The sequence below is a fragment of the Deinococcus fonticola genome, from assembly GCF_004634215.1.
GTDB classification, from domain to species: domain Bacteria; phylum Deinococcota; class Deinococci; order Deinococcales; family Deinococcaceae; genus Deinococcus; species Deinococcus fonticola.
Genome location: NZ_SMMH01000041.1, coordinates 1 through 24,987, shown reverse-complemented (window position 1 = coordinate 24,987; position 24,987 = coordinate 1). Strand labels below are relative to the sequence as shown.

Sequence of the window (24,987 nt, the reverse complement as noted above, 5' to 3'; positions counted from 1 at the left end):
TTGCGCAGCGGGACCGCGCTGAGAACGTACTGTAGGATAGCCATTAGACCCATTGGAAGCGGTGTGTTCACAGCCCCATTTTCGGTGGGTCTTTCTTTGTGACCTCAAAACTGCACGAACCATTGGTCTACCGATTGGCCCGAAAATCTTGTAAGTGCCATCACTATCCGAAGATTCGGTACTTCGATTACCTGCTGGCTTTACAGAAGCTGAACACAACATTCTTAGCCGCTGTCACAGCGGTGATCAACATGCATCCGGAACTGTTGCAGGAATCACGGCTGTGATAGCGGCACACTCGATTTCGGCCAGTTGTCCATCACCGGCCAAGCTGGCATCGGCCACGACAAGACCATCAATGCCCAGGGCAGAGTAAATAGGCGACTCGTCACTACCACTCTGCGTGACGCTGTGCAGCGGCAATGACCCCGAACGCCCTCATCGGTAGTGCCTTCGGCGTTAAAACCTGAACAGGGTGGATCACTCCATTCTCGCATATATCTGAGTAAATGCTCAGGTATACTGGAGGCATGACTGATCCTGCCCATCCCGCCCCCAGCAGCGCGCCCACGCTGACCTACTTTGTAGACGGCATGGACTGCGCCTCCTGCGTGCAAAAAGTCGAACGGATGGTGGACAGATTACCCGGCGCGGGCCGCGTGAGAACCAGCTTCAACCGTCAGACCCTGGAACTCCAACTGGACGAGACCGTCACGCCCCGTACCACCCTGGAAAGCAATCTGCGCTCGCTGGGATATACGCCCACCTTGCAAGGTGGCGAACCCGTCCACACCGCCGACGATGACCACACCGCGCACGAGCACCGCCATGCACGAATAACGCTCAGCAGCGCAGCAGGGCCAACCAAGCCCGCCGCTGCCCCGACAGACCACACTGGACATGACAACGCCAGCGACAAGGACGCTGGTCACGTTCATGAAGTCGCCCCCTCCGGCACCCCTTGGTACAGAACTGGACAGGGCAAATTGGTGGTCATCAGCGGCGTGCTGCTTGCGCTGGCCTACCTGTTTAGCTTTATTGCGCCGCCATTCTCGGTGTACGGCTACATTGCCGCCACCATCATCGGTGTCTGGCCGCTGGCAAAGAAAGCCTGGGCCAGTGCGCGTTTTGGCGATCCCTTCAGCATCAATATGTTGGTGTCGCTGGCAGCCATCGGCGCAGTGCTGATTGGTGAAGCGGCAGAAGGCGCAGTGGTCGTGTTCTTCTTCGCGGTGGGCGAACTGCTGGAAGGCGTCGCCGCAGGCCGCGCCCGCGCCGGAATTCAGGCGCTTGCGGCGCTGGCTCCCAAAACCGCGCTGCTGCTGGAAAACGGCGTGACCCGCGAAGTCTCTGCGGACAGCCTGAAGGTGGGGCAGACCGTGCAGATCAATCCCGGCGCGAGGGTGCCTGCCGACGGGCAGATTGTGGCGGGCAGTTCCAGCTTGGATGACAGCCCGGTAACGGGCGAAAGCGTGCCTGTCAGCAAAACGGTGGGGGACAACGTGTTCGCTGGAAGTATCAACACCGACGGCGTGCTGAGCGTCCAGGTGGAGAAGGAAGCGTCCGACAACACCATCGCTCGGATCATTCATATGGTGGAGGAAGCCGAGGGCAGCAAGGCCCGGACGGCCCGCTTCATTGACCGCTTCTCGCGCTGGTACACGCCCGGCGTGGTGGCTGTCGCTGCCCTAACTGCTGTGGTGCCGCCGCTGCTGCTCGGTCAGGCGTGGCACGAGTGGCTCTACAAGGGGCTGGCCCTGCTGCTGATCGGCTGTCCATGTGCGCTGGTCTTGAGCGTCCCTGCGGCCATCACCAGCGCCATCAGCGCCGGAACGCGCCGGGGCTTACTCATCAAGGGCGGCGCGGCGCTGGAAGCCATTGGCAGCGTCAAAACGGTGGCGTTCGATAAAACGGGGACACTTACGGCGGGCAAGCCCCGCGTGACGGACGTGCTGGGTGCTGAACGCAGCGAGGTGCTGCGGCTCGCGGCGGCAGTGGAGGCGGGCAGCAGTCACCCACTTGCCAAAGCCATTACCGACGAGGCCAAAGGGCAGAATCTGACCCTTCCCGCTGCCACTGAGGCCAAGGCGCTCTCCGGCAAGGGTGTCAGTGCCATGGTGGAGGAACGCCGCCTGTCCATCAGTTCCCCCAAGTATGCGGCAGCAAATTCATCGGTCTCGGCAGAGTTCCAGCAGGCCATTGAAGGCTTCGAGAGTGACGGCAAAACCGCCGTGGTACTGCATGATGACGTTCAGGCGCTCGGCATTATCGCCATTCGAGATGAACCGCGTGAAGACGCCCAGCAAGCCGTGGCCCAGTTGCGCCAGATGGGCATTCAGACGGTGATGCTCACCGGGGACAACCAGCGCACTGGAAAAGCCATCGCCAGCAGCTTGGGCCTGGACGTGCAGGCCGAACTACTGCCCGAAGACAAACTGAAGGTCATTGACCAGCTTAAAGCCCAGGGCGGCGTGGCGATGGTTGGGGACGGCATCAACGACGCGCCCGCACTGGCCCGTTCAGACGTGGGCATCGCTATGGGGGGCGGCACCGATGTCGCCCTGGAAACCGCCGACGCCGCCCTGCTGCGCGAGAAGGTCAGTGGGGTAACAGAATTGGTACAGCTTTCCCGCGACACCATGACCAACATCAAGCAGAACATCGCCTTTGCGCTCGGCTTGAAAGCCATTTTCTTGGTCACGACACTGCTGGGCTACACCAACCTGTGGATGGCGATTCTGGCCGACACGGGCGCAACCGCGATTGTCACAGCCAACGCCCTGCGATTACTGCGCTGGAAAGGCCACGCCCACTAAAGGAGGGATGAGATGCCGGAGTTCAGTTCCACTCAGGCCGCCCTGCTGTTGGCGTACAGCCTGCTGTACTTTCTCATTGCCTTTGTTTGGCGGAGTGTCACCGTTTGGCGCACCACGGGCATCAATCCCGTCGTGTTGACCTACGACGATTCCGCTTACGGCTACATCGGACGCGGTATGCGCGGGGTGCTGCTAACGTGGCTGGCGCTCGCAGTCATGGCCGCTGCCGTGCCGCAGATGCTCAGGTGGTTGGGGCCGATCCTGCCCGTCATCCGCCCGGAGATCAGCGCCCTGGGCTGGGGGCTGCTGCTCTGTTCCCTGGCCTGGATTGCCGCCGCTCAGTCTGCAATGGGGTCATCCTGGCGGGTGGGCATAGACCGCGCCAATCAGACCGCCCTCATTCGCCGTGGCCCCTTCGCCCTTTCCCGCAATCCTATTTTTCTCGGCATGCGGTTGAACTTGCTGGGCCTCTTTCTGGTGCTGCCCAACGCCGTGACCCTGGGCGTTCTGGTGGCCGGAGAACTGCTGATGCAGGTGCAGGTCAGGCTTGAAGAGCAGCATTTGAGTCAGATGCACGGCCAGGAGTATGCCGAGTACCGCCAGCAGGTGCCGCGCTGGCTGTAAGGCCAGGAGAGAACATGACCAAGCCTGAAATAACCATTTACACTGTGCCCAACTGTGCCGATTGCGAGGCCGTCAAGCATCTGCTGACCCGCCAAGGCGCGGCCTTTACCGAGAAGAATGTCCGGGGTGATCCCGCTGCCCTGCAAGAAATGCAGCGCCGTGCCGGAGTGCGTATTGCGCCTGTGACTATCATTGGAGATCAGGCTTTCTACGGCCTGTTTGATCATCAGCGACCCAGGATTCTGGCGGCCCTGGAGCGCTCATGACTTCAACCCTAGGCAACATCCTGAGTCTGACTATGATTCCAGTGGCGGCCACCATCATGGGCGGCACGATTGCTGCTTACCGCGTACCAGGGGAACACCTTCGCAGCTTCTTGCAGCACTTTGCGGCGGGCGTCGTCTTGGCCGCAGTGGCGGGCGAGTTGCTGCCCGCCATCACCAAAGGCCATCAACCGTTGGGGGTGGTCATCGGTTTCACCATCGGCGTACTGACCATGTTGGGGGTCAAGCAACTGGCCGGGCATCTGGAAAGCCGCGCTGAGCGACAGGCGGAAGCCACGCAGGGGGGCAACACCAGCCTGCTGGCAGTCGTGGGAATTGACGTTCTGATTGATGGTTTACTGATTGGTGTGGGCTTCGCAGCGGGTGAAAGGGTTGGGCTATTACTGGTGATTGCCTTGACCCTGGAACTGCTTTTTCTTGGCATCTCATTGGCAGCCAGTTTAGGGAACGCCCAGACACCCAGACGACAGACCATTCTGAGTATCGTGGGCCTCAGTCTGCTGGTGGTACTCGGAGCGCTGATAGGCGGCACGCTGCTGAGTGGACTGTCTGGGATGGCGCTAGAGATTGTCCTGTCCTTCGGCGCGGCGGCACTGATGTATCTGGTGGTCGAGGAGTTGCTGACTGAAGCCCATGAGGTTCGGGAAACACCGCTGACCACCGGCGCGTTTTTCGCCGGGTTCGTGGCCTTGTATCTGCTGGAATTGATGTCATGACCGTGAAGTCGTGGGATTTACCTCCTTCTTTCACTTCACTACGAGAGACCGAGTATCGGTTTGATTGTTGTGTTGTCCGCACTGCTTCGTAAAGTGCTTGTTGCCTTTATCAAGGCCCATCCCATCGCCAATTCTCTCCTTGCAGCTACGCTGATGGGTGTATTGCTGGCGCTCACCTTCCCCCCGTCACCGTTGGGGTGGCTGGCAGCGGTGCCACTGGCATGGTTGTTCGTCCGCATCAAACACTCCTCCGTGCGCCGAACATTTCAGGAGACTTGGTGGTTTGCCTGCGGCTTGTTTGGCACGCTGCTGCTGTGGCTGCCCGCCAGCCTGATGGGCCTGTTGGGAGTTGGGATCATCGCGCTCTATCCCTTCCTGGTGGGCTTGCTGGCAGGGCTGTGGGCCGTGACGCTGACCTTGACCCGCGCCCTGGCAGGACGTTTTGTGCTGTTGGCCTTGCCGTTTGCGCTGACGCTGCTGGACACCCTGCGTGAAACGGGGGCGCTGGGCTTCACCTGGGGCAATTTGGGCTATACGCTGGCCCTGACTCCGCTGGTACAGGTAGCAGAACTGGGCGGCGTGTCCCTGCTGGGACTGCTGGTGGGTCTGAGCGCTAGCGCTCTGGCCTCGCGCCGCCGAGCCTTGATGGGCCTCACCTCGGCGGCGTGGCTCGCGGCTTTGAGTTTTGGGCTGACGCGACCCGCCATGCCAGAGCCGAACCGCACAGCCCTGCTGATACAGGGCAACGTTGACCCGCGAGAAAAGGTTGTTGGGCAGACGGCGCAGGACTGGTCGCGTTACCTGGCCCTGACTGGGCGCGGTCTGGCTGAACGGGAAGCGGACATCGTGGTGTGGCCGGAAACTGCCGTGTCGTGGGGAGCGGGGATCACCGACCAGGCCGGATTGCAGGCCATTCACGTCCCAGTGCTGTTGGGCGCGGCGCTGAGTGATCCACGGCCCCGGAATAGTGTGTTGCTGACTCAGGAAGGCCGCTTACTCGGCAAGCAGGACAAGGTGAAACTGGTGCCATTTGGCGAGTTCTTTCCCGGCTCGCGCCTGCTGGGGCCGCTCTATCAGGCCATCTTCCGCATGATGGGCCTGCCTCAACTGACAGGTCGTGAGCCGGGCCAGGGCATGGCCCCGGTGGTCTCCGGCGACCTGCGGTTCGGGACACTGATCTGTTACGAGTCCACCTTTCCGGTGCTGGCCCGCGTGCTGGTCAGGGAAGGCGCAAACGTGCTGGTCACGCCCTCCAATGACGCCTGGTTCGGCTCCAGCATGGGAGCCGAGCAGCACTTTCAAATGGGCCGGGTACGGGCCATTGAGACGCGGCGTTGGTGGCTGCGGGTTGGCAACGATGGAGTGACGGCGGCAGTTAACCCGCAAGGTGTGGTCACGCAGCGGTTGCCCAGGTTTATGGCCGCCAGCCTGGCGGTGAAATTCGCCCCAGTCAACGTTGAGACCTGGGGGGTGCGGCTTGGTGATGCCGGGCCTTGGCTAACGGCAGTGGTTTTGCTGCTGATCGCCGTGGTGGCAGCCAGGGAACGCCGTCAGGGGCCGCCGTCTCATGACAAGCGGCCTGAGGGCTGTTAGCTTCACGCTGTCTTATGCGGATTCACATGATACCAAGGGCCTTGGCGCTGTTGTTGACCCTGAGTGCAGCGGGGGCCGTGACAGTCAACGTTCAATCAGGCGACACGCTCTATAGGCTGGCGGTCAGGCACGGCACTTCAGTGCAGGCCATTCTGGGCGTAAACCCAGGGCTGGATGCCAGCAGGTTGCGGCCCGGCCAGATGCTGCAACTCCCTGCGCCAGCAGGAGCTACCGGAAGTCCAAACCGGGTGGGAGGGGCTGTGGTGCGTCCGGCTTCCATTCGCGTGCAGGCTGTGATGCCCGTACAGGGCCGAATCACGACGCCCTACAGCGCTGCACATATCGGGCTGGACATGGCCGCTCCGTTCGGTACGCAAATCCGCGCCGTGCTGGGCGGCACGGTGCGCGAGTCGCGCTTTGATGCCCGAACCGGCTGGGGGTGGACGATTGTCGTAGATCACGGCAACGGGTATGCCTCCCGCTACAGCCACAACAGCGCCAACCTCGTGAGGGTCGGGCAGCGGGTGACGACAGCACAGGTGATCGCGCGTGTGGGCAGCACCGGGAACAGTACCGGGCCGCATGTGGATTTCCGGGTGTACTTCGCTGGTTCGCAGGTGAACCCGTATACGCTCTACAACTGAACCTGACATAAAAGACGCCGCAGATACAATGTTGTGATGAGTCAAACGACTGAAGTGGTGGAGTATCACAAGGAACACCACAATACCGGGCGCGTGAACTGGCTGCGGGCTGCTGTGTTGGGTGCAAATGACGGTGTGGTGTCGGTATCGAGCGTGGTGGTGGGTGTGGCCGCCGCCCGTGGAATCACGGCAAGTACCATCTTGCTGGCGGGCGTAGCAGCGCTGGTGGCCGGAGCCACTTCGATGGCGGCGGGAGAGTACGTGTCCGTGCAGTCCCAGGCCGATACGGAAAATGCCGATCTGGCGAAAGAGGCCAAGGAACTGCGTGTACACCCTGAAATGGAATTGCAGGAACTTGCGGACATTTATGTGTCGCGTGGGGTGGAACCTGTGGTGGCCTTGCAGGTGGCGCAACAACTCACGGCGGCGGACGCGCTGGGCGCACACGCCCGTGAGGAATTGGGCATCACTGAGCAGCTTCGGGCACAGCCTTTTCAGGCCGCTTTTGCTTCAGCGGCGGCGTTTGTGGCGGGCGGTATCATCCCAGTGCTTGGGGCGGTGTTCCTGCCACAGAGCATCGTGAGCGTAGGGGTCACGGTTATCACTCTGCTGACCTTGACTGTGCTGGGGGCGATGGCCGCACACGCGGGCGGGGCGTCGAGACTAAAAGGGGCCTTGCGAGTAACCCTGTGGGGGGCCGTCGCAATGGCCCTGAGCGCCTTGATCGGCAGCCTCTTTGGGGTAAAGGCGTGACTGGATAGGAAAACAACCGTATATCGGCCAGAACCGAGCAACGGCTGAACTGATGATGCAGGGCATGGAGTAAATTTCACCACGGCTGTGGCGTCCGCACGGGCGCGATTGCTTAAGCCATGCAAGCGGGCTGCGTGCGTGGCATGCCGGTGTGGACAGCGCCCCGTGCAGTGAACGTCGGCGGCATGAAAAAGAAGGCCGGACAGCCTCCCCTGCCAAGCTCCATCGCAACATACATGAACAATCGCTCAGGTATACTGGGCCTGTGTCGTGGCGTCCTTCGTTTCCAATAGCTCTTGCACTCTTGTTCGCGCTGCTGCTGACCGACCTGTTGCTGAAAGCCTGGGCGGCACAGAATCTCGTAAACACGCCTGTTCGTCCGCTGATCCCCGGTCTCTTGAGCCTGACGTATACCTTGAACCCAGGCATAGCCTGGGGCCTGCTCAGCGGCCTGACCGTGCCACTGGCCGTGCTCCGCCTGGCCGTGGGACTGGGCCTGATCCTCACGCTATGGCGTGGTCGCCCGCACCCCAAACTTGCCCTGTCTCTGGCGCTGATCGCTGCTGGAGCGTTGGGGAATGCGGTAGACGGCCTGACACGCGGATCAGTCGTAGACTACCTGTCATCCCCGCTGCTTGACCGCTTTAGTCAACGCCTCAGCGCTCAGCCGTTCCCGGTCTTTAACCTGGCTGATGTCCTCGTGCTGCTCGGTGTGGCTGCCCTGCTCCTCGCCTCGGCACGTCGCACGCCCACGCCTCCCACAGCCCTCACGCAGACCCAACCCAAAGGAGAGTCATGAAATACCTGCTTCCCGCCCTGCTGCTGGCCCTGGTGGCCTGCAATAAGTCCAGCGAGACCATCCCCGGCCTGAAAGAATTCAAGTACGAGGGTGGCGATCACCAAGATGGCCGCATTGATTACAAGGAAGCCTTGCCCGTGGGTGGGCCGCACAACCCGCGCTGGCAGAACTGCGGGATTTACGACAAGGAAATTTACGATGTATACGCGGTTCACAGCCTGGAACACGGCGCAGTGTGGGCCACCTACCGCCCCAACATCAACACCAGCGAAGTGATGGCCCTCAAGGACGCGCTGGGCGGACGCACCCACACCCTGCTCACACCCCGCGCCGACCAACCCTCGCCCATCGTGTTGACCGCCTGGAACGCCCAACTGGAACTGGACAGTGCCAGTGACCCGCGCCTCAAACAGTTCATTCAGAAGTTCGAGCAGGGGGGCAGTGCCCCGGAGATCGGCGCAGCGTGCAGCGGCTCGCACAGCAACACCCAGTGAGCCGCTGGCGCAGGACGCCGCTCCAGTTGACGGCCCTCCTCGCGGGCGGGGCTATCGGGGCAGCGCTGCTGAGTGGCCGCAACACCCCTTTTCCCGCCGAATCCAGCCCCGATGTCCGTTTTGCCCGTGACATGAGCGCCCACCACGCGCAGGCCGTGGAGATGAGTGTCACGATGCTCAAGCGGGCCAGTGACCCGGCAGTGAAACTGCTCGCGCAGGACATTGCCCTTACCCAGCAGGGCCAGATTGGGCAGATGAGCGGCTGGTTGATGGCCTGGAACCGCCCCATTGCGGGCAGCGAACCACCCATGAGCGGGATGAACCGGGAGGCGATGGGCATGGCGCTGTCTGAAGAGGTGAAGGCCCTCGATCACTTGCCCCCCACAGTGGCCGAGGGCCGGTATCTGGCGCTGCTCAGGAAACACCACCTGGGAGGCGTGCTGATGGCAAAGTCGGCCCTGAACACGGTCAGGGAGCCGCAGGTCAAGGCCTTCGCCCAGCGGGTCATCGCCTCACAGACCTCAGAGATTCGCGCCATTGACGCGCTGCTCAAGACCCGGAGTATCCAACCCCCTGCCGCCGCCGCAGACAACACCGACCTGGACAACATGGACGGCATGAATCATGAGTGAGGGGCCATGAGTGAGGGTCACAGTCACGGCAAGGATGCCAACGCCCGCCAACTGACCACCGCACTGGCCCTGACGGGCACGTTTTTGGTGGTGGAAGTCATCTACGCATTTCTATCGGGCAGTTTGGCGCTGCTGTCGGACGCGGGCCACATGCTGACCGACGTGATGGCGCTGGCCCTCTCCCTCTTTGCCATCAGGGTGGGGCAGCGCCCCGCCGACCTGAAGCGCACCTTCGGGTATCGGCGCACGGAGATTCTGGCTGCCGCGTTGAACGCTGGCATGCTGTTCGCCATCGGTATCTACATTCTGTTTGAAGCCTACAAGCGCCTTCGGGAGCCAGTGGAGGTACAGACCACGCCCATGCTGATCGTCGCCACGCTGGGCCTGTTGGTGAACATCGTCAGCGCCCGCATTCTGGTCAGCGGCAGTCAGGGCAGCCTGAACGTGAAATCCGCCTATCTGGAGGTGATGGGTGATCTGCTCGGTTCGGTGGCGGTCATCGCGGGGGCGCTGCTGATCCGCCTGACCGGGATGACCTGGATTGACCCGGTGCTGGGCGCACTGATCGGCCTATGGGTACTGCCTCGCACCTGGACGCTGCTGAAGGAAAGCGTGAATGTGCTGCTTGAAGGCGTGCCGCATGGCCTTGTCCTGAGTGCCCTGCGCGCACAACTCAGCGCCCTGCGCGGCGTGCAGGAAGTGCATGACTTGCACGTCTGGAGTGTCACCAGCGGCGAAAACAATTTGAGCGTCCACCTCGTCAGCGCTGAAGCGACCTCAGACCTGAGCAAAGAAGTGGCCGAGATTGCCGAGCAGTACGGCATCGAGCATGTGACGGTGCAGGTGGAAGCCGCTGGCCTGCATGACGGCGGCCACATGGAGGTTCACCCGTGACCCAAGACGCCCCACTGGTCGAGGCGGATACCTCGCCGACGCGTCCCCCCGACCCACCAGCGAAGCGTTCCTGGCGGTCATCCCTGGCGCTGGCCCTCTTCACGGTGTCGGCGCTGCTCGGTTCCGTGTGGATCGCCAACAAGGTCAGCAATCCACTGAACTTGTACGGTACGGCCTTGCCAGCCAATAAACTGGCCCCACCCCTGAGCGGCACGGGTGATGACGCCAAACCCCTGGCGCTGACTGATTTGAGTGGGCAGACCGTGGCGGTGTTTTTCGGGTTTCTGAACTGCCCCAATATCTGCCCCACCACCCTGGCGGCCCTGGAACGGGTGCGTCAGACGCTGCCCGCAGACCGGCAGGCCAACTTCGTCCCGCTGCTGATTTCTGTTGACCCCAAACGGGACACCGTGAGCAAGTTGAACGAATACGTCAAGTATTTCAACCCGCAGGCCAGAGGCATGATTATCCCCGAACCGCAACTCGCTGAAGGGGCCAAAGCGTGGGGCGTGGGGTATCAGTACGTGGATGTCAAAGGGCCTTTGGAGTACCAGGTGAACCACACCACGGGGGTCTACCTGGTGGACGCGCGGGGACGGTTGCGGCTGGTGTGGGACTACACGCAGGTCACGACGAACCCTGAGCGCGTGGCGCAGGACGTAGTGGCGGTCATGAAATGACGCTGAAGGCCGCGCCGTACAATGGAATGATGTCTGTCCCTACCCCTGTGCCCGCAGATGTATGCGAAGTGAAATGCGTCCACCCGCAAGCCGTAGCGCAGGCGCTATCGTCCTTACCAGATGCCTTGTGCATTGAGCAGGCCAGCACTTTCCTGAAACTGATGGCTGATCCCACCCGCCTGAGAATCCTGATCGCCCTGAACTCAGGTGAACTGTGCGTTTGTGATTTGGCTGCTGTGGTCGGCATCAGTGAAAGCGCCATCAGCCACCAACTCCGCCTTCTTCGAGAAGGAAGGGTCGTAACCTTCCGCAAAGAGGGCCGCGTGGCCTACTACCGTCTGCTGGATGAGCATGTCACCACCATGATTGAGAGTGCCATTGATCACGCCCGCGAATAAGTTCTTATGGCTCGCTGGCCTGCTGACCCTGTTCCTCGGTGTGTTGGCCGGACGGCAGTGGCTGGCCGAAGCCCGCTGGCGCAGTCCCCTGTACTGCTTTGCCACCCCCCAGCAGGTGTGGAGCGCCGCGCCCCGTCCCGACGCATGGACGCCCGTTTGCCCACAAAGCACCACCTACCGCCGAGAAGTTCGCCAGGGCGACAGCCGGGTGGAACAGTTCCGCCTTCCGGGCTGGCAGCCCAGGGCCGTGCTCCAGGTGTTGCGCGAGGCTGGATACGTACAGCTTGAAGATGAACTGGAGGGTGCTGATCATTACTCTGCGTTTATCGGGAAGAGCGTAGCAGGCGAACTGTCGTATACCGCCTTGAAAGAAGGGAGTGACACCCTGATCACCGTCAGCGGGCGGTGAAGGTCGCCACCTTTGGGGCCACCTGAGACTTGGCACGGACAATGACCTCAGTAACACACGTTCCGACCCTTTGTTGGACTACCGGTGGTTACTCATCGCTTGACACTGGTTGAGGCGCATCAGCGGGCATTGCACGAGAATCGTGCCGAGGACGCGGTGACCCGGAGCAGTTCGTGAAAGTCCTCACTTTGCGCTTGATAGCAGCTTTCTTAAAACACCTCCTATGTACGAAAAGCGACATATGCGCCCAGGCAGTGTGGCAGCAGCCTTTCGTAAGGTGTGTCCCTGGACAGTTGTCGAAGCGCGAATCATGGCACATCTGGAAGCACGCTGATTAACCGACTTCACCAGCCCGCTGCCATTCCTCGGTTGGGATGATGTAGTGCAAAACGGTCACTTCCTGCCCTGGGATCAAGTTGACAGCGGGATTCTGCACGACGGTAAGGGTGGGGCTGGCACTTAAGGCATTCGTCACGACATACAGGTAGTACTCGTCGCCAAGACGACCTGCCGTAATCCATTCGTTTGGCGTGAGGACCACTGGCCCGACGCCAGCACGGCCCTTCACTTCAATGTACCGTTGCTCGGCGGGCTTCGCGTCAGCCGCAGGACCAGGCTTGACGCTGCGAATGTCGTATCCGACGTTATCAGCACTGACATCCGCTGGCGTGCGGCCATGTGCAAGTTCATACTCCTCGGTCACTCGCATTCCAGCCAGTTCGACAGCTCTTCGGACTTCAGGGTCATCTTCGTTCGGCAAGTTCTGTTCGGCAGGGTGCAGGGGCCGCAGATATGCCAGAGCCAGCAGGTTGGCAGCCTCTGGCATCAGCTGAGATTCTTTTTCCAGTTCGGCTTCGAAGCTGCGTTGCCGTTCCTGTAGGGTTTTCAGCCGCCGTTCCTCCTGGCCGATAGCGAGTTTCATGTCGTCGCCCTGTGCCTGCTTGATTTTGTGCTGAGTGAGCTTGCGCGTGGACTCCCGAATCAGGTGCTCCAGACTGCGCGTGCCGTAGCGGCGGCGAATGTCCACTTCTCGCAGGCGCTCCTTGCGAACCTCCTCCTCGTAGGGCTCCAGCTGAGTATCTAGCAGCCAGCTTTCGAGACTGCCCTGAAGTTCCTGACCAGCCGTATCTAACGGTTCCTGCGTCTTTGAAGGCAAGGCGTCCACCAGCACCCTCGATGAGACCAACCCTGGTGTTTGCCCCTGGGGCTGCTGAATGGCGAAGAGGCGGCGGGATGCTGTAGCTCCCTGGCCATCCACCACAGCCAGTTCGTAGAACCCCAGTGTGGCGTCATCGGTCAGGCCATCGAGTTCGAACGTCGCCCCCTGCCGAAGGACTGGGCCAGCCATCTCCAGGGTCTGCTGGAGCACCAGGTCGAACAGTGCGTGGCCGGGTGCCAGGAAATCGGCGTCGTAAGCGGCCCGTTTATCGAAGGTGGTCTTCAGGTACTCGCTTTTGACCCCCAGGGCCTTGCTCCTAAGTTCATATGGGACACGCATGGTGTACAAGCCATCCTGCCGCAGTGTGGCTTTACCACCAAGCTTCTCCAGCGCCTGCACGAAGAAGCGTGACGTGTACTCCGGTTGAATGCGGGTCAGTTCGCTCTGTTCGCGGTCGGCCCGCAGGCGGGAAAGGTCCACATCGCGCTTGGCCAGGGCTTCCAGGGTGACTTCCTTGAGGTAATCCACCCGCTCTGGCGAAAGCCGGGCCTCGACCATCGCTTGAATCTCGGCCAGCGTCTTGCGGCCCAGCAGGTGCTCCAGCATCAGCTGTTCCAGGTCCACGTCGCCCAGCAGTTCGCCCACCACGTCGTACACGCGGTCACTGCCCAGCTGGTCGCGCATCAGTTTCAGTTTTTCCAGCACCAGGGCCAGCACATCGCCTTCGCGGGTCCCCTCGGCAATCAGGTTGTGAATGTTGACCTCGTACTTCTGGCCGTAACGGTGAATGCGGCCCATGCGCTGTTCTAATCGGGTGGGGTTCCAGGGCAGGTCGTAATTGACCATGACCGAGCAGAATTGCAGGTTGATGCCTTCCCCAGCGGCTTCAGTGGCGACCATGACCTGTGCCGAGTCGCGGAACTCGCGCTCCCGGCCTACACGCTCTTCCAGTCCCATGCTGCCGTCAATCGAGGTCACGGCGTAACCCTGCTTCCGGAGGACGCCCACCAGGAAATTCAGCGTGTCCTTGTGCTCGGTGAAGACGAGAAGCTTCTCGCCGTTCAGCTTTGCCAACACGCCGAGCAGGACCTGTAACTTGCGGTCCTGTTCCAGCCTGGCGAGGGTGCGGGCCTCCTTGCTCAGCGATTCCAGTTCCCGGATTTCCTCTTCGAGCTGCGGCAGGTTGCGGGCCAGGGTCAAACGCTCGGCCAGGCGGTCTTCCAGTTCCCAGCGCTCATCTTCAGGAAGTTCTTCGAGTTCCTCTTCGGTGTAGCCCAGGTAGGGGTCACCGGCAAGATTGTTCACGTCGTCGCGTAGCGCCTGGAGGCGCTTCAGACGGTTTTCCAGCGAACGGCTGATGGCGTAGCTGCTGCTGGCGAGGCGGCGCTGAAGCACAGTCATGGCGAGGCCCACGTTGCGACGCCTATCGTCCCAGGCCATACGGAAGTGCTTGGTGACGTAATCGGTCACGCGGTCGTAGAGGGCCCGCTCGCTGGGCGAGAGCTTGAATTGCGGGGTGTGAACGTAACGGGGCGGAAACAACGGTTTGCCGTCGAAGTCGGTCATGTCTTCCTTCAGGCGGCGCAGCATGATGGGGTTTTCACCCCGATTGGCGGCTTCTTTCAGGAGTCCTGCCGTGGCGAACAGGTCCGGTTCCAGCAGGTCGAGGAGCATCCGGAACTTCTCGTCATCGCCCTGGTGGGGCGTGGCGGTCAGCAGCAGCATGTGGGCACTGGTGCCGGAGAGCACTTCGCCCAGGCGATAACGCTGTGAGCGCTTGACCTCGGAGCCGTACTTGGTGGCGGACAGCCGGTGCGATTCATCCACGATGACCAGATCCCAGTGAACGCGCCTGAGCTGTTCGAGATGCTCGTCGCGTTTGGCGAAATCCATGCTGGTGACGACCAGGTTCTCCTGCTCCCAGGGATTCTCGCCGTAAGCGAGCCCGGCCACGTCGCGGTTAATGACGTGGAATTCTTCACCGAACTTGTCCCGCATTTCCCGTCGCCACTGGTCGGTCAGGTTAGCTGGAGTCACAATCAGAACACGGTCGAGCAGCTTGCGGTAACGAAGCTCCTTGAGCAGCAGGCCACCCATGACTGTCTTCCCAGCCCCAGGGTCATCGGCCAGCAGAAACCGGATGCGCGGTCGCTTGAGGAGCACGCCGTAAACGGCTTCGAGCTGGTGCGGAAGCGGGTCAATGCGGCTGGCGGAGACGGCGAAGAACGGGTCGAAAGTGTAACCGAGCTGAATCCGGCGAGCCTCGACACCAAGCGCGAACAGCTCAGGATTCCCCTGAAAATCAGTTTTCGTGCTGGCGACTAGTTGCAGCAGTACGTCCATGGCCGTCCCGTCCAGCATTCGTTGATGAAGGCGCTGTGAGGTCAGGCCCGCAGCGGTGACCTTGTGACGACCACCGAGCGGCTCGATGCGGATGATTCGAACCGTCTCAGGAAAAATAGGCGAGTGCAGTGGCTGGTCGAGTAGCTGCTCGTAAGAGGACATATTTGGACTCCCGTGTGACCATTGTGCACTTCCAGTTTAGATGTGGTGACTAGGTTAGCCGAATGAATGTCGTCACCTTAGTAGCGCTCGAAACCTCGAAAATCACCATACTTCATGTATATCGCGTCATTGACCTACCAGGGGTCACTATATGGTTCACTCAACATCGTACGCTGAGCAAAGTTCGTTGTGCTAGAAGCTAAATTATTGACAGAAAATATAAACTCTTGGCGTCAGATGAAATCAGCGTTTTACAGCCTTCAATTTGAGAGGTTCAACTGAGATACTTTGGGATAGGATTTAGCATACGAAAATTTCTCAACAGTTTAGTCACCTCTAACTGTAAGAACTTTTCCGCCACGACTGTAACGGCTCAACCTATTCATTAGTGAGCCCCAGCAGCCAACCTGCATCCACCTTTAATACTCTAGCGAAAGCGGCCACCTCGAAATCGTAGACACTGCGCTCCTGGCGCTCAATTCTCGAGAGCGTCGGTTGACTGATATCCAATTGAGTCACTTCGAGAATCAAATCATGGAGTTGCTCCAGGCTCAGCCCCTGCTTGAGCCTGACTTCCTTGACGCGTTCACCGACCACGTTACCGACCGGCCTGCCGTCCGGCGTTAATGCCTGTCGCCGCAGGGCACTCGGGCGTCTCACCGTTTGACTCTAGCACGCGCCACACGTCCTCCATTTCGCTGGACTGCCCCACCAGGAGGCGCGCGAGCGGGTACTCAATCAGGTCATAACGTCCAGCAGTAATACATTCTGCAATGGTCTCCACTGAGGAAATTCCGCTTCGTCGTTTGATAATGGGCCAGGTCTGACGCACAAGCATCGGCAGGCTGCCTGATGGGAATAAGCCGCTCAGCAGCAGATAGAGGTCACTCACGCGAGCGATGACCAGCTCGCGGGGAACTCCTGCGGTCTTTTGAATCATTCGCTGCCATTCCTGCTCTTTCAGGCCCAAGTTCGTTCGGAGACTCATTTCTGGCCGGACATCGAGATAAGCGTGTAGGACGGGGTCTGCGCCCCATAAGAGTGGCAACACCGGCCTGTAACGATTCTTGCTCGGCACCAGCGCCAACAAGTCGCAGAGGTGATTGCCAGGGCTGGCCTTTTGAACCATTTCGACCGTCATGACTTCTCCTCCTGGCCAGCGCACAAATTGACCATCTGGCGTAATTCGCGCTTGCAACGCTAAGCGTGGAAATTGAAGGGAGGAAAATCGGGAATCGGAACGCAGAGTCTTCAAATGAATCAGCCTGGTCAGCTCATCGTCGAGCGTCACCCATAGAGCATCCATGCCTTCAGGAAGGGTTTCAACGATTTTCAGACCGGTCATTCAGGCCATCCGTCAACTTCCGCCGTTTCGTCACTTAAGAGAAATTCGCGCCTGATAAGCGAAAAAACCTGTTTGCTTCGGTCATCCTCTGGCCGCCAGGGCCGTGCGAGGTAATCGACAGGGCTAGCATTCTGCAGTTCAAAATTAGGGGTCTTCCACCAACGGAGAATGCGGCGTGGTGTCCAAAGGCATCTCTGTTGCAGTACTGCCTTAGATAGCTTTTCAAGGCGAGCCTGAACGAGGTCTGGGCAGAGATTCTTGGTGTTCAGGAGGATGAAGGTTCGTTGTGTTAGTCCAAGTATGCGGGCAAGTGCAGCATCGTCGAAAATGGTTCGGCAACTCTGCAGCTGCTGATGCCACAGCTCACTAGTGGCCATGGGAGAGGCATTAGCTTCTTTTCGTTCCAGGAACAACAGCTGGGCGACTGGAACATCATTCTCTATCAGGAGAAATGAGTGTCCTCGAAGGAGGTTAGCCAGTACGGCCCCTGGGTGCTTTCTGAACTCCTCCGTCGTCAAAATCTCCATTGACCACCACCTGAAACTGATATGTTTAATAAGCATATCATGGGAAATTCGTCTGTCAACAGAACGATTTTGACTGGAGCCGAAAGACTGCTGATGACAGAGAATAGTGAGCTACACTAATTTATTTCATATTTCTCATCTTAAGAAAAATATGATTTGAATGCCCATCATTGGTGTAAATCAATGGCTCCCCTATGGGTAATTCCCACGTCTGACCCAGACCAAGACTGATGGGCCCTGACATCAGTCGGAGTTACCGCATGGTTATAAAACACGTTTTGGCTCCAGAACTCTGCATCCGCGGAGAAAGCCCAAGCAAGCTGATTTACGTTAATAACGTACCAGATGTACATCTAACTCGGCTTTACAACCGCATTGTCAGCGAGCATGACGAGAAAGTCGCGGTATATAGCGTACGCCTGCTATCCGCAGCTATTAGCCATATTGACCGCCCATGGTTCGCGCCCAATGAATCATGGGTTGCGGGTATCAATGCTCTGTTACGACAACACTATGGTGCGGACGTGCAGCAGCGAGGCGCACACACGTATGTGTACTGTAAGGGAGCCTCCCATAGCACACTCAAAACGGTCATCGCCAGGCTCAAAACTTGCTGCAATTCGGTTATTGCTCTTGGATGGCGGGATGAGACACCCTTTGGCAAGACGGGCCTCAAGCGTCCTTCAGGCCGCCACAATCAGTATTTGGGTAAGCCAGCAGGGCAGTACAAAATACATGCTTATAAAGTGATACCGCAGGAACTGCTCGATAATCGTGATTTGCCAGCCCAACTTAGGGATGCAGCGTCCAGAGCTGGCTGGAGTGTGCGCGACCGTGCGATTTTGGAGATGCTAATTTCCACTGGCGCTCGCGTTTCGGAAATTGTTGAAATGTGCTGGGGGAGCTACGATGCTGAACGATCCGTCCTTCAGTTGCGGAGCAAGGGGAGTCACGGACACCTGAGTAAGTCGGCGACCTTATCACGTGATGCCAATAGGTTGCTAACCGAGTACATCGCCAGCGAGCGCATGACATTTGACCCAATGTACAGCCGCTATATGGCCACGCGTGGTGCCCGGCCTTGGAGTTACACCAGCTATACACAGTATGTTAGCGACCCACTTGCTACCCCGATGTTTATCAGCAGCCGCGGAACCCCATACACCGTACCCACTTTCAGACGTGGGGCATGGCGGCAGTTGGGGAACAACATCGAGATACGGCCTCATCAAATCAGATACTGGTACGTCAATCAAGCACTCGACCGCATCCTAGAGGTCTCCCAGAGTGACTGGGAAATCATCAAAAGTGCACGTGCCTTTGCAACGAGAATGGGGTGGGCGTCCTGGCATCCGCTGCAAACCTACGACCTACGCGGAGTTGTTACTCAGTTGCTGGAGGAGCATGCCAGGCAGCTGGGGCGTGCAAGCGATTTAGAGCCAGCGGCGCACCTCGAAACATTGTTAGAAAACACGATACGCGCGGGGGTGATACCTGCGTATGCTGCCACTCTTTGAGGCTTTGCGCTCCGAATTGCGTCCTCGTTACAGTGAATGGTGCAAGACCCCTGGTGCTCCTAAAGAAATAATTGAGGCCCTCGACGCCATCAACAGAGCCAACGAGCCATGGTTAGACATTATCGCCATCTATTTAATGCGACGCGAGACCATTTATACCCACAGTAGTTTGTCAGCTCAAATTGGCCGTATCAATGCTTTTCGCCACCTCTGGAAGAAATTGTGGATATCGCAGGGTTTCCCCGCAGTAAGTGATGTTGTTTTGCCGAAAAAATTGCCAGAAGGAATTAAAAATCTGCATACCACAATTGGCCTGGCATTAGACAATATGATTTACCGGGAACCGAAATTGCGTGATTTGACTCCAATTGCACGAACACTATGCCCAGGGCATTATCTAAAATCTATAGGATGGAAAAACTTACCTATACCCAGCGACATGATGCGCTTACTTTTACGTCGCTCTGGTTCACCTAGTGAACTCGAGGTTCCGGAGGAATACGTAGAATTACTTAAATGTCTTACATCTTATCGTGCAGCAAGACATTTCCTCCCACTTATCTCAGCGGCTATCTGCTTGTTAGGCGAGCGTGTAGGGAACAGTGAACGCAACACGCCAAGAAGTATACGGTCAGCCATCACAAAGCTCAATTGTATACTAAAACAAATATTCGACAGCAGAGATATTGTAAGCCTATCCGAAATGAAGCCTAGCTACATTACATTTTACATCAATAATAGTCAAGACTACGAAAAGCATCATGGTAGAGCCAGTTATGGCTCTCGAATTGATTATCTCACAGCATATCTAGCATGTTATGATGCGCAGCAGCGTTATAAATATGAATACCCAAACGATAATACATTAAGTAACTACTATCTTCCTCCTGTACCAAAGAACCTCAACATCAGTCAGCTAATCCAAAAGTCAATAAGCATCAGAAGAGAAAATAGAAGGCGAGATGTTAAGCAGTTAATGCCGCATTATCAGCGCTTGCTACAGATTACTGTCATGCGGGCATTAGTCATACAGAGTCTACGAAAATTTGGAAAGCATGCCTTAGAACATTCAAAGGAAACGTTCGATTTACCTCTGCCAGACCTATCGGCAACCATTAAGCTAAGATGGACTACACCTAAAGAGGTAGACGCTGAAATTCGCGGAGACAGAGCAACAGTGGGCGACACCACGAAGTGCTTGCAGTATTTGGGTGCCTATGACAGTGAAGGCATAATGCTACCCAATGAACCTTTTTTTGTAAAATCCCTCATTGCATGTTCTCTAAATCAGCATGTAGGCCCTAGAGATTTACCCCAAGATGACCTCATGATGCCTGGCTCAGGACTATTTTTCCCCTCAGGGAAACTTAGGACGTCAATTAGAGAAACTGTAAACTCTGCAAAGGAGCATGGATGTCCTCTGCCCATACTGTTTGAACTAGATTCTCTAGCAGGGGGTATAGCGATTGGCGTCCTATTATTGATGATTTGCTCCACCACAGGCATGCGTATGCACGAAGTTCAGCAAATAAGGATAAACGACGGCAAAACTGTGATTTTAAAAATCAAGCCTAAACGTCAGAATCATCAGAAGACCAAACCTTATAGAGTTTTTAGAGTATATTACTTCCCGAAAGGCGCTAAGCGTGAACGAAAGCAAGAGAAATACAAGGACATAAGCATAGCTATCAAGCCTTACTGGAATCATCTTGTCAACGATTTGGATGATGCTCGCGGAAAGTTTCAGAAAGTCATTACACAAGGCAGTGCGGAATGGCAACTACAACCAGGTGTATATCTTTTTCAGTGGCATGGCAAGGCGTTGAAACACTACACACTGAATGCGTTACTACGCCTTACCACACTAGGGGCACTCCCTGAAGGTGCACCATCAGCGCATCTCCTACGTCACGCCATGGCACATAGCGCCAAATCACTAGGAGCTACTGTTGAGCAGATACAACGTCAACTGGGCCATAAACAAAGCAATATGACCAAGTATTATGCCGGAAGCGATAATATCCCTCTCACATCAGCGACAATGATGACAATCTGGGAAGCCCTTACCTATGATGCTGCGGCAACCTGATACTCTGCGTGCTGCAAGCGAAAGTCGCTCCCAGGCGACACTACGTCGCATTGAGCAAGCATTAGCCTACCTCGACGACCAACAAAAACGCGTACCGCGCGATGAGCGTGTCTACACTAATGACAGCATCCTGGCTGCCGCCGCAGCTCTGCGACCTGATTTGCCGCCCATACATAGGTCTACCCTATTACGCAATGTGCAAGCTAAGGCCCTGATTGCTGCCTGGCAGCGGCGCGAGCCGCAAATGCCTGATTTCGATAAGTACGGCGGTTGGCAGGCTCGTCCTCGTGTAGAGAACCGTCATGCTCCTCGCTACGCTAACAGGCTACGTTGCAAATCTGTTACAGAGTTGGCCGAGCGTGTGGTAGGCCTTGAAGACCTGCTCGCACACTGTCTATCGCGTCGGGAAGCGATTGAGCAAGCCTGCCTTATTGAGGGCACATTACTCAAAAACTCAACCTACCCGCTTGAGCCATTCACTGTTTCCCCCGATGCCCCACAACGCTACCAGACATACGTCAACTCGGAGAGTAAAAGCGTCCTCATTCGCAAGTTGATGGGTCTCGAAACAGCCGTACAAGAGCATCAACAGCATCTGCTGGAGTACGATAGGGAGTATGTGGCCAGTGTCGAGCTGTGACGATGCGCATATGGCGATGTTGCGCTCGGCAGAGTGCGTCAGCAGCAGCGGAAAAAACTGAAACGGACAATTACAGCTAAAAACTATGATATGCGACATGTCGCTTTTCCTGGTTTCCGTCCTCCAGGACGATGTCCACTCGAACGCGCAAGGGGGTTTCCCCCAGAACTAAAGTAGCCTTACGCGTTCACTTGCGTAAGGCTTCTCTCTTACTTCGCATCCTGCGTGAGCCTCAGCAGTCTTCAGCTGGAACCTTCCGCATCTTCCTGAAGGAGTTTCACCAGGGCTTCGAGTAATTTCCTGGCCTGCTTACTTTGAGTTGGCTTGAGCTTGCTGAGTCGCTCAGGGGTAAGTTGCTGATTAACGACCTGTATCTGCTTTTTCCAGTTCACCTCTCCCCTGTCCGTCTCAGGCGCTTGCTCACGCTGCCGCTCGGCAATCGCCTGTTGGATTTGGCGACGGCTCCATTCTCCAGAGATGACTTTAGGCAGCCATTCCTTTTGCTCATTCTCTGTGGCTGCTCGGAGGGCGAGCACAGCGGAGTACGAAGCTCCTTGCTCAATAGCCGAGACCAGCCGCTCCGGAAGTCGGAGCAGCGACAAATAATTTCTACGGAAGCTTAGGTAGGTCAACTCCTTGTTCACCAGTTGTAGAGCCTCTTCAAGCACGTCGAGCGTCTCCCCTGTTGGGCTGGCACCTCCGAGTTCGGCTTGAACTTCCTGGACAGGCCGTCCAGTCTGTACGGCGACCAGTTCGACGACTGCGCGCGCCAACTCGTAAGCGTTGAGGTCCTCGCGTTGCAGGTTTTCGCGCAAACCGTGCGTACGCGCTTCCAGGTCAGTCATTTCACGAATGACCGCAGGGATAGTGGCCTGCTCGGACAGTTTTGAGGCGCGCCAGCGGCGCTCACCCGCGACCAGCTGATAGCGGTCATGGCCCAGAGGGCGGACGAGCACTGGCTGGAGTACGCCGTTAGCCCGGATGTCCTCGGCGAGTTCTTCGATGTTCTGAAAGTCTTTTCGGGCCTGATAGGGCGAGCTCTCAATCTGCTCGAGCCGTAGGTAGTCGACGGGAACATGTCTGACCTCTGCCGCCTGAATTCCACTCTGGGCTTTCTGGGCGCGGGTCATGGCAGCCTGCAGCGCCGGGTTGGCCGTAGCTTTGGTCTTGCTCATGCCTTATCCCCTACCCGTTCCAACAGGGTGTCAGTGGCCGCTGCGATTTCCTTCAAGGCATCAGCCTCGTTCCGGTCTGTTCCGTCGATGGGTCTGCCCTCGGTCTGGGCTTTGCCGTAGATGGCGGGCCGGCTGGTCATCGGGCCACTGACCCGCTCCCCGAGAATTTCCTTGAAAGCAGCGACCATCTCGTGCGCCACGTTCGTATTATTCATCTGGGTGACCAGATACATCGCCACCTTTAAGCCACGGTTGGTGCGACTGTGTTCAGTAATCGTCTCCTGCACTCCATCCAGTGCATTCAGACCTTTGAGGGCTGCCTGTATCGGAACGATAACCCAGTCCGCGGAGTTTGCTGCGTTGCTGGTCAGGCGTCCCAGGCTGGGTGGTGAGTCCAGCAGGATGTAATCGTACTTGCCGGATTCGCGCAGCGTATCGATGGCGACTTTCAAGCGGCCTTCCGAGTTGGTCAGGCCGCCCAGCAGCCGCTCGGTACGGGCCAGGGTGAGATGGCTGGGTATCAGGTCCAGGCCATGAACGTGAAGGGGTTCCGGCGGGGCCTCGTAGTCCATCAGCACCCCCTGCATGGTCTGTTCCGGCTGAGCGTCGTACACCCCAAGCCAGTTTGTCAGGTTGGCCTGGGGGTCCAAATCAATCAAGAGAACTTTCTTGCCGCGTCGGGCCAACTCTGCGCCGATATCGCGTGTCGTGGAGGTCTTGCCTGCTCCACCCGCGTGGATAAAAACGAGCAGAACCCTGGTTTGTCGACTCATGTTTCCATTATGGCTGCTCAGCTATGGATACCGGTATCCATGAGACACTGACCTGGTATTCCAGCTTTTGAATGCAGACCCTAACCCCTGAGGAGAGCGTTTTGACAATCTTCTTGAACCCTGTTGCGAATTGCTACCTTCACGGCTTGTACAAGGCTTCCTTCTGTGAGCTGGGCAGCGAGACAAGCCAGTCCAAGTCCTGACACGTCTATCCACGGGGCATGGAGCCGCGTAGTGAAATGCGGGCCAGCTCACCCTTCCCTGGAGAACCTCAATGACAACCGGAACCCAGAACCAGGCCGCAATCCCTACTTTTGAACTGAAGCTCCCCAAAATTGGCGTTCGCGCTACAGGCCTGCCCACTGGCCACAACGGCATAGTGGTGAAAGCCGGAAGCATGGCGCGTGTTGATACGACACCATCTTTTCAGAAACACAACTACTTCAATCTGCGCCATACCCTCCTGGAGAAAGGCAGCCTGGTACCCACGGATGACCCCAAATTCTTACGGTTTGCGGAAGACGTCGTATTTGATTCTGTAAGTGCAGCCGCAGCCGTCAGCATTGCCCGTTCTGCACGTGGCCCCAAAATCTGGCATCAGGTGGGCACTGGGCAAACTTATGAGGATTGGTACGCTGAGCGAGTAGCTGGGCCCATGTTTGACGCGCTGCATGCACCAGCCTCCTTCGAATGGACCGCTTTTTTCACCGCTCTCGCTAAAAAGTTAATGGAGTACCAGCAACCAGAATCTCAGAAGGTTCTGCTGACAATTTTGCGGGAGGCTGGTGTCTCAGTCCCTTTCGATGGCGACCAGACCTTGGAATTAGAAGTCATTGACCCGTTCACTTTCTTCTCACTGGTTCTTAAAAGTAAAAAGGACAAACGTGTCGAGCAGATATTTACTTTCATAGGCAAGAAACTGGGTATTCAGGAGAAGGCTCCGGCTAAAACTACTGGCGTTCCCTGGAGTATAGCCACCAATGCCCTGTTTTTCCCTTATAGAACCAAGCGCAAGGAGTCGGATATCCCCACGCTCTGGGCACTCGCGCTCCAAGCCGTAGATGGCAATTTGCAAGAGGAGACCTTCGAGCAGGCACTCGAAATTGGGCAAGTGGGCCTAGCCAAGCTCACGCAAGGTCTGTTTTGGCTCAATCCGTTTGCCTTTATGCCCCTCAACGGAGTAACTGTCCCTTACCTTGACGAACTAGGGGTTAGCGGAACAGGAGAAGTGAAAACGCTCGATGATTACCAGAGTGTCCTTGAGCAAGCGAGTGACCTCGCAGAAGACTTTCCGGCCCTTTCGCACGCTGCATGGATAGCCGCACAAGATAGGGGTGTCATCACCCCGCTAGACCAGCCTGCACCCGAGGTGAATTTCAAAGCCCCTCCAGGTATCAATGGTTCGTGCAGTTTTGAGGTCACAAAGAAAGACCCACCGAAAATGGGGCTGTGAACACACCGCTTCCAATGGGTCTAATGGCTATCCTACAGTACGTTCTCAGCGCGGTCCCGCTGCGCAAG

At 57.7% G+C, this 24,987-nt stretch carries 23 protein-coding genes; 18 read left to right on the top strand and 5 right to left on the bottom strand.

The features are described from left to right. The first annotated feature begins 530 nt into the window (after positions 1-530). The 14 genes from E5Z01_RS17020 (at position 531) to E5Z01_RS16955 (ending at position 11,736) form a co-directional block, all read left to right on the top strand. A complete protein-coding gene (locus E5Z01_RS17020) occupies positions 531-2,816 on the top strand; it encodes a heavy metal translocating P-type ATPase (protein WP_135230445.1) in 2,286 nt (761 codons plus the stop codon). Between the two features lie 12 nt (positions 2,817-2,828). Beyond that, positions 2,829-3,440 carry a methyltransferase family protein gene (locus tag E5Z01_RS17015; protein WP_135230444.1) on the top strand — a complete coding sequence of 204 codons (612 nt, stop codon included), beginning with the start codon at positions 2,829-2,831 and terminating at the stop codon, positions 3,438-3,440. Positions 3,441-3,454: 14 nt separating this feature from the next. Continuing rightward, positions 3,455-3,706 carry a glutaredoxin family protein gene (locus tag E5Z01_RS17010; protein WP_135230443.1) on the top strand — a complete coding sequence of 84 codons (252 nt, stop codon included), beginning with the start codon at positions 3,455-3,457 and terminating at the stop codon, positions 3,704-3,706. Beyond that, positions 3,703-4,440, top strand: coding sequence for a ZIP family metal transporter (locus E5Z01_RS17005; protein ID WP_135230442.1), 738 nt, complete (start codon positions 3,703-3,705; stop codon positions 4,438-4,440). The genes E5Z01_RS17010 and E5Z01_RS17005 overlap by 4 nt, the downstream gene beginning before the upstream one ends. A 153-nt stretch (positions 4,441-4,593) precedes the next feature. Further along, complete coding sequence (gene lnt / locus E5Z01_RS17000) at positions 4,594-6,033, top strand: apolipoprotein N-acyltransferase (RefSeq protein ID WP_135230441.1); 1,440 nt, start codon at positions 4,594-4,596, stop codon at positions 6,031-6,033. Between the two features lie 77 nt (positions 6,034-6,110). Further along, positions 6,111-6,677 carry a M23 family metallopeptidase gene (locus E5Z01_RS16995; RefSeq protein WP_240738534.1) on the top strand — a complete coding sequence of 189 codons (567 nt, stop codon included), beginning with the start codon at positions 6,111-6,113 and terminating at the stop codon, positions 6,675-6,677. 36 nt (positions 6,678-6,713) lie between these two features. Next, positions 6,714-7,430, top strand: a complete 717-nt coding sequence (locus E5Z01_RS16990; protein WP_135230439.1) for a VIT1/CCC1 transporter family protein — start codon at positions 6,714-6,716, stop codon at positions 7,428-7,430. A 265-nt stretch (positions 7,431-7,695) separates the two neighbouring features. Further along, on the top strand, positions 7,696-8,229 hold the full coding sequence (gene lspA / locus E5Z01_RS16985; protein WP_135230438.1) for a signal peptidase II: 534 nt from the start codon (positions 7,696-7,698) through the stop codon (positions 8,227-8,229). Next, positions 8,226-8,723, top strand: a complete 498-nt coding sequence (locus tag E5Z01_RS16980; protein ID WP_135230437.1) for a DUF3105 domain-containing protein — start codon at positions 8,226-8,228, stop codon at positions 8,721-8,723. The genes lspA and E5Z01_RS16980 overlap by 4 nt, the downstream gene beginning before the upstream one ends. Before the next feature lie 26 nt (positions 8,724-8,749). Then, positions 8,750-9,355 (top strand): DUF305 domain-containing protein, encoded by a 606-nt coding sequence (locus tag E5Z01_RS16975; protein ID WP_240738527.1) that lies wholly within the window; start codon positions 8,750-8,752, stop codon positions 9,353-9,355. Between the two features lie 6 nt (positions 9,356-9,361). Further along, positions 9,362-10,249 (top strand): cation diffusion facilitator family transporter, encoded by an 888-nt coding sequence (locus tag E5Z01_RS16970; protein ID WP_135230436.1) that lies wholly within the window; start codon positions 9,362-9,364, stop codon positions 10,247-10,249. Then, on the top strand, positions 10,246-10,929 hold the full coding sequence (locus E5Z01_RS16965) for an SCO family protein (protein ID WP_240738525.1): 684 nt from the start codon (positions 10,246-10,248) through the stop codon (positions 10,927-10,929). Before E5Z01_RS16970 ends, E5Z01_RS16965 begins: the two co-directional genes overlap by 4 nt. Then, the gene (locus tag E5Z01_RS16960) at positions 10,926-11,327 is read left to right on the top strand and encodes an ArsR/SmtB family transcription factor (RefSeq protein WP_135230435.1); all 402 of its coding nucleotides are present in this window, start codon (positions 10,926-10,928) and stop codon (positions 11,325-11,327) included. Before E5Z01_RS16965 ends, E5Z01_RS16960 begins: the two co-directional genes overlap by 4 nt. Next, positions 11,302-11,736 carry a hypothetical protein gene (locus E5Z01_RS16955; RefSeq protein WP_240738523.1) on the top strand — a complete coding sequence of 145 codons (435 nt, stop codon included), beginning with the start codon at positions 11,302-11,304 and terminating at the stop codon, positions 11,734-11,736. Before E5Z01_RS16960 ends, E5Z01_RS16955 begins: the two co-directional genes overlap by 26 nt. A gap of 334 nt (positions 11,737-12,070) precedes the next feature. Here the strand turns inward: E5Z01_RS16955 and E5Z01_RS16950 are convergent, their stop codons facing one another. From E5Z01_RS16950 to E5Z01_RS16940, 3 genes are all read right to left on the bottom strand, one after another. Further along, positions 12,071-15,400 carry a helicase-related protein gene (locus E5Z01_RS16950; protein ID WP_135230434.1) on the bottom strand — a complete coding sequence of 1,110 codons (3,330 nt, stop codon included), beginning with the start codon at positions 15,398-15,400 and terminating at the stop codon, positions 12,071-12,073. A gap of 378 nt (positions 15,401-15,778) precedes the next feature. Further along, positions 15,779-15,997, bottom strand: a complete 219-nt coding sequence (locus E5Z01_RS16945) for a helix-turn-helix domain-containing protein (RefSeq protein WP_167757981.1) — start codon at positions 15,995-15,997, stop codon at positions 15,779-15,781. Position 15,998: 1 nt separating this feature from the next. After that, complete coding sequence (locus E5Z01_RS16940) at positions 15,999-16,745, bottom strand: hypothetical protein (protein ID WP_135230432.1); 747 nt, start codon at positions 16,743-16,745, stop codon at positions 15,999-16,001. A gap of 787 nt (positions 16,746-17,532) precedes the next feature. Here E5Z01_RS16940 and E5Z01_RS16935 point away from each other — a divergent pair. Genes E5Z01_RS16935 through E5Z01_RS16925 form a run of 3 tightly spaced genes read left to right on the top strand, consistent with a single transcriptional unit; the run spans position 17,533 to position 21,518 of the window. After that, positions 17,533-18,789, top strand: coding sequence for a site-specific integrase (locus E5Z01_RS16935; protein ID WP_167757980.1), 1,257 nt, complete (start codon positions 17,533-17,535; stop codon positions 18,787-18,789). Then, the gene (locus tag E5Z01_RS16930; RefSeq protein ID WP_135230430.1) at positions 18,773-20,878 is read left to right on the top strand and encodes a site-specific integrase; all 2,106 of its coding nucleotides are present in this window, start codon (positions 18,773-18,775) and stop codon (positions 20,876-20,878) included. Before E5Z01_RS16935 ends, E5Z01_RS16930 begins: the two co-directional genes overlap by 17 nt. Further along, a complete protein-coding gene (locus E5Z01_RS16925; RefSeq protein WP_135230429.1) occupies positions 20,859-21,518 on the top strand; it encodes a hypothetical protein in 660 nt (219 codons plus the stop codon). Before E5Z01_RS16930 ends, E5Z01_RS16925 begins: the two co-directional genes overlap by 20 nt. Positions 21,519-21,760: 242 nt before the next feature. On the opposite strand, the gene E5Z01_RS16920 is transcribed toward E5Z01_RS16925, so the two are convergent. Both E5Z01_RS16920 and E5Z01_RS16915 read right to left on the bottom strand, forming a co-directional pair. Then, on the bottom strand, positions 21,761-22,693 hold the full coding sequence (locus E5Z01_RS16920; protein WP_135230428.1) for a ParB/RepB/Spo0J family partition protein: 933 nt from the start codon (positions 22,691-22,693) through the stop codon (positions 21,761-21,763). Beyond that, the gene (locus E5Z01_RS16915) at positions 22,690-23,466 is read right to left on the bottom strand and encodes a ParA family protein (protein ID WP_135230427.1); all 777 of its coding nucleotides are present in this window, start codon (positions 23,464-23,466) and stop codon (positions 22,690-22,692) included. Before E5Z01_RS16915 ends, E5Z01_RS16920 begins: the two co-directional genes overlap by 4 nt. A 274-nt stretch (positions 23,467-23,740) precedes the next feature. Here E5Z01_RS16915 and E5Z01_RS16910 point away from each other — a divergent pair, with 274 nt between their 5' ends. Further along, positions 23,741-24,919: a DUF4357 domain-containing protein gene (locus E5Z01_RS16910; protein ID WP_135230426.1), complete on the top strand. Its 1,179-nt coding sequence runs from the start codon at positions 23,741-23,743 to the stop codon at positions 24,917-24,919. The last annotated feature ends 68 nt before the right edge of the window (positions 24,920-24,987 follow it).

Bases quoted from the DNA above. Each gene is read 5' to 3' on its own strand.
- E5Z01_RS17020 (WP_135230445.1), top strand. From the start codon at position 531: ATGACTGATCCTGCCCATCCCGCCCCCAGCAGCGCGCCCACGCTGACC.
- E5Z01_RS17015 (WP_135230444.1), top strand. From the start codon at position 2,829: ATGCCGGAGTTCAGTTCCACTCAGGCCGCCCTGCTGTTGGCGTACAGC.
- E5Z01_RS17010 (WP_135230443.1), top strand. From the start codon at position 3,455: ATGACCAAGCCTGAAATAACCATTTACACTGTGCCCAACTGTGCCGAT.
- E5Z01_RS17005 (WP_135230442.1), top strand. From the start codon at position 3,703: ATGACTTCAACCCTAGGCAACATCCTGAGTCTGACTATGATTCCAGTG.
- lnt (WP_135230441.1), top strand. From the start codon at position 4,594: ATGGGTGTATTGCTGGCGCTCACCTTCCCCCCGTCACCGTTGGGGTGG.
- E5Z01_RS16990 (WP_135230439.1), top strand. From the start codon at position 6,714: ATGAGTCAAACGACTGAAGTGGTGGAGTATCACAAGGAACACCACAAT.
- E5Z01_RS16980 (WP_135230437.1), top strand. From the start codon at position 8,226: ATGAAATACCTGCTTCCCGCCCTGCTGCTGGCCCTGGTGGCCTGCAAT.
- E5Z01_RS16970 (WP_135230436.1), top strand. From the start codon at position 9,362: ATGAGTGAGGGTCACAGTCACGGCAAGGATGCCAACGCCCGCCAACTG.
- E5Z01_RS16960 (WP_135230435.1), top strand. From the start codon at position 10,926: ATGACGCTGAAGGCCGCGCCGTACAATGGAATGATGTCTGTCCCTACC.
- E5Z01_RS16950 (WP_135230434.1), bottom strand. From the start codon at position 15,400: ATGTCCTCTTACGAGCAGCTACTCGACCAGCCACTGCACTCGCCTATT.
- E5Z01_RS16940 (WP_135230432.1), bottom strand. From the start codon at position 16,745: ATGACCGGTCTGAAAATCGTTGAAACCCTTCCTGAAGGCATGGATGCT.
- E5Z01_RS16935 (WP_167757980.1), top strand. From the start codon at position 17,533: ATGGTTATAAAACACGTTTTGGCTCCAGAACTCTGCATCCGCGGAGAA.
- E5Z01_RS16930 (WP_135230430.1), top strand. From the start codon at position 18,773: ATGCTGCCACTCTTTGAGGCTTTGCGCTCCGAATTGCGTCCTCGTTAC.
- E5Z01_RS16925 (WP_135230429.1), top strand. From the start codon at position 20,859: ATGATGCTGCGGCAACCTGATACTCTGCGTGCTGCAAGCGAAAGTCGC.
- E5Z01_RS16920 (WP_135230428.1), bottom strand. From the start codon at position 22,693: ATGAGCAAGACCAAAGCTACGGCCAACCCGGCGCTGCAGGCTGCCATG.
- E5Z01_RS16915 (WP_135230427.1), bottom strand. From the start codon at position 23,466: ATGAGTCGACAAACCAGGGTTCTGCTCGTTTTTATCCACGCGGGTGGA.
- E5Z01_RS16910 (WP_135230426.1), top strand. From the start codon at position 23,741: ATGACAACCGGAACCCAGAACCAGGCCGCAATCCCTACTTTTGAACTG.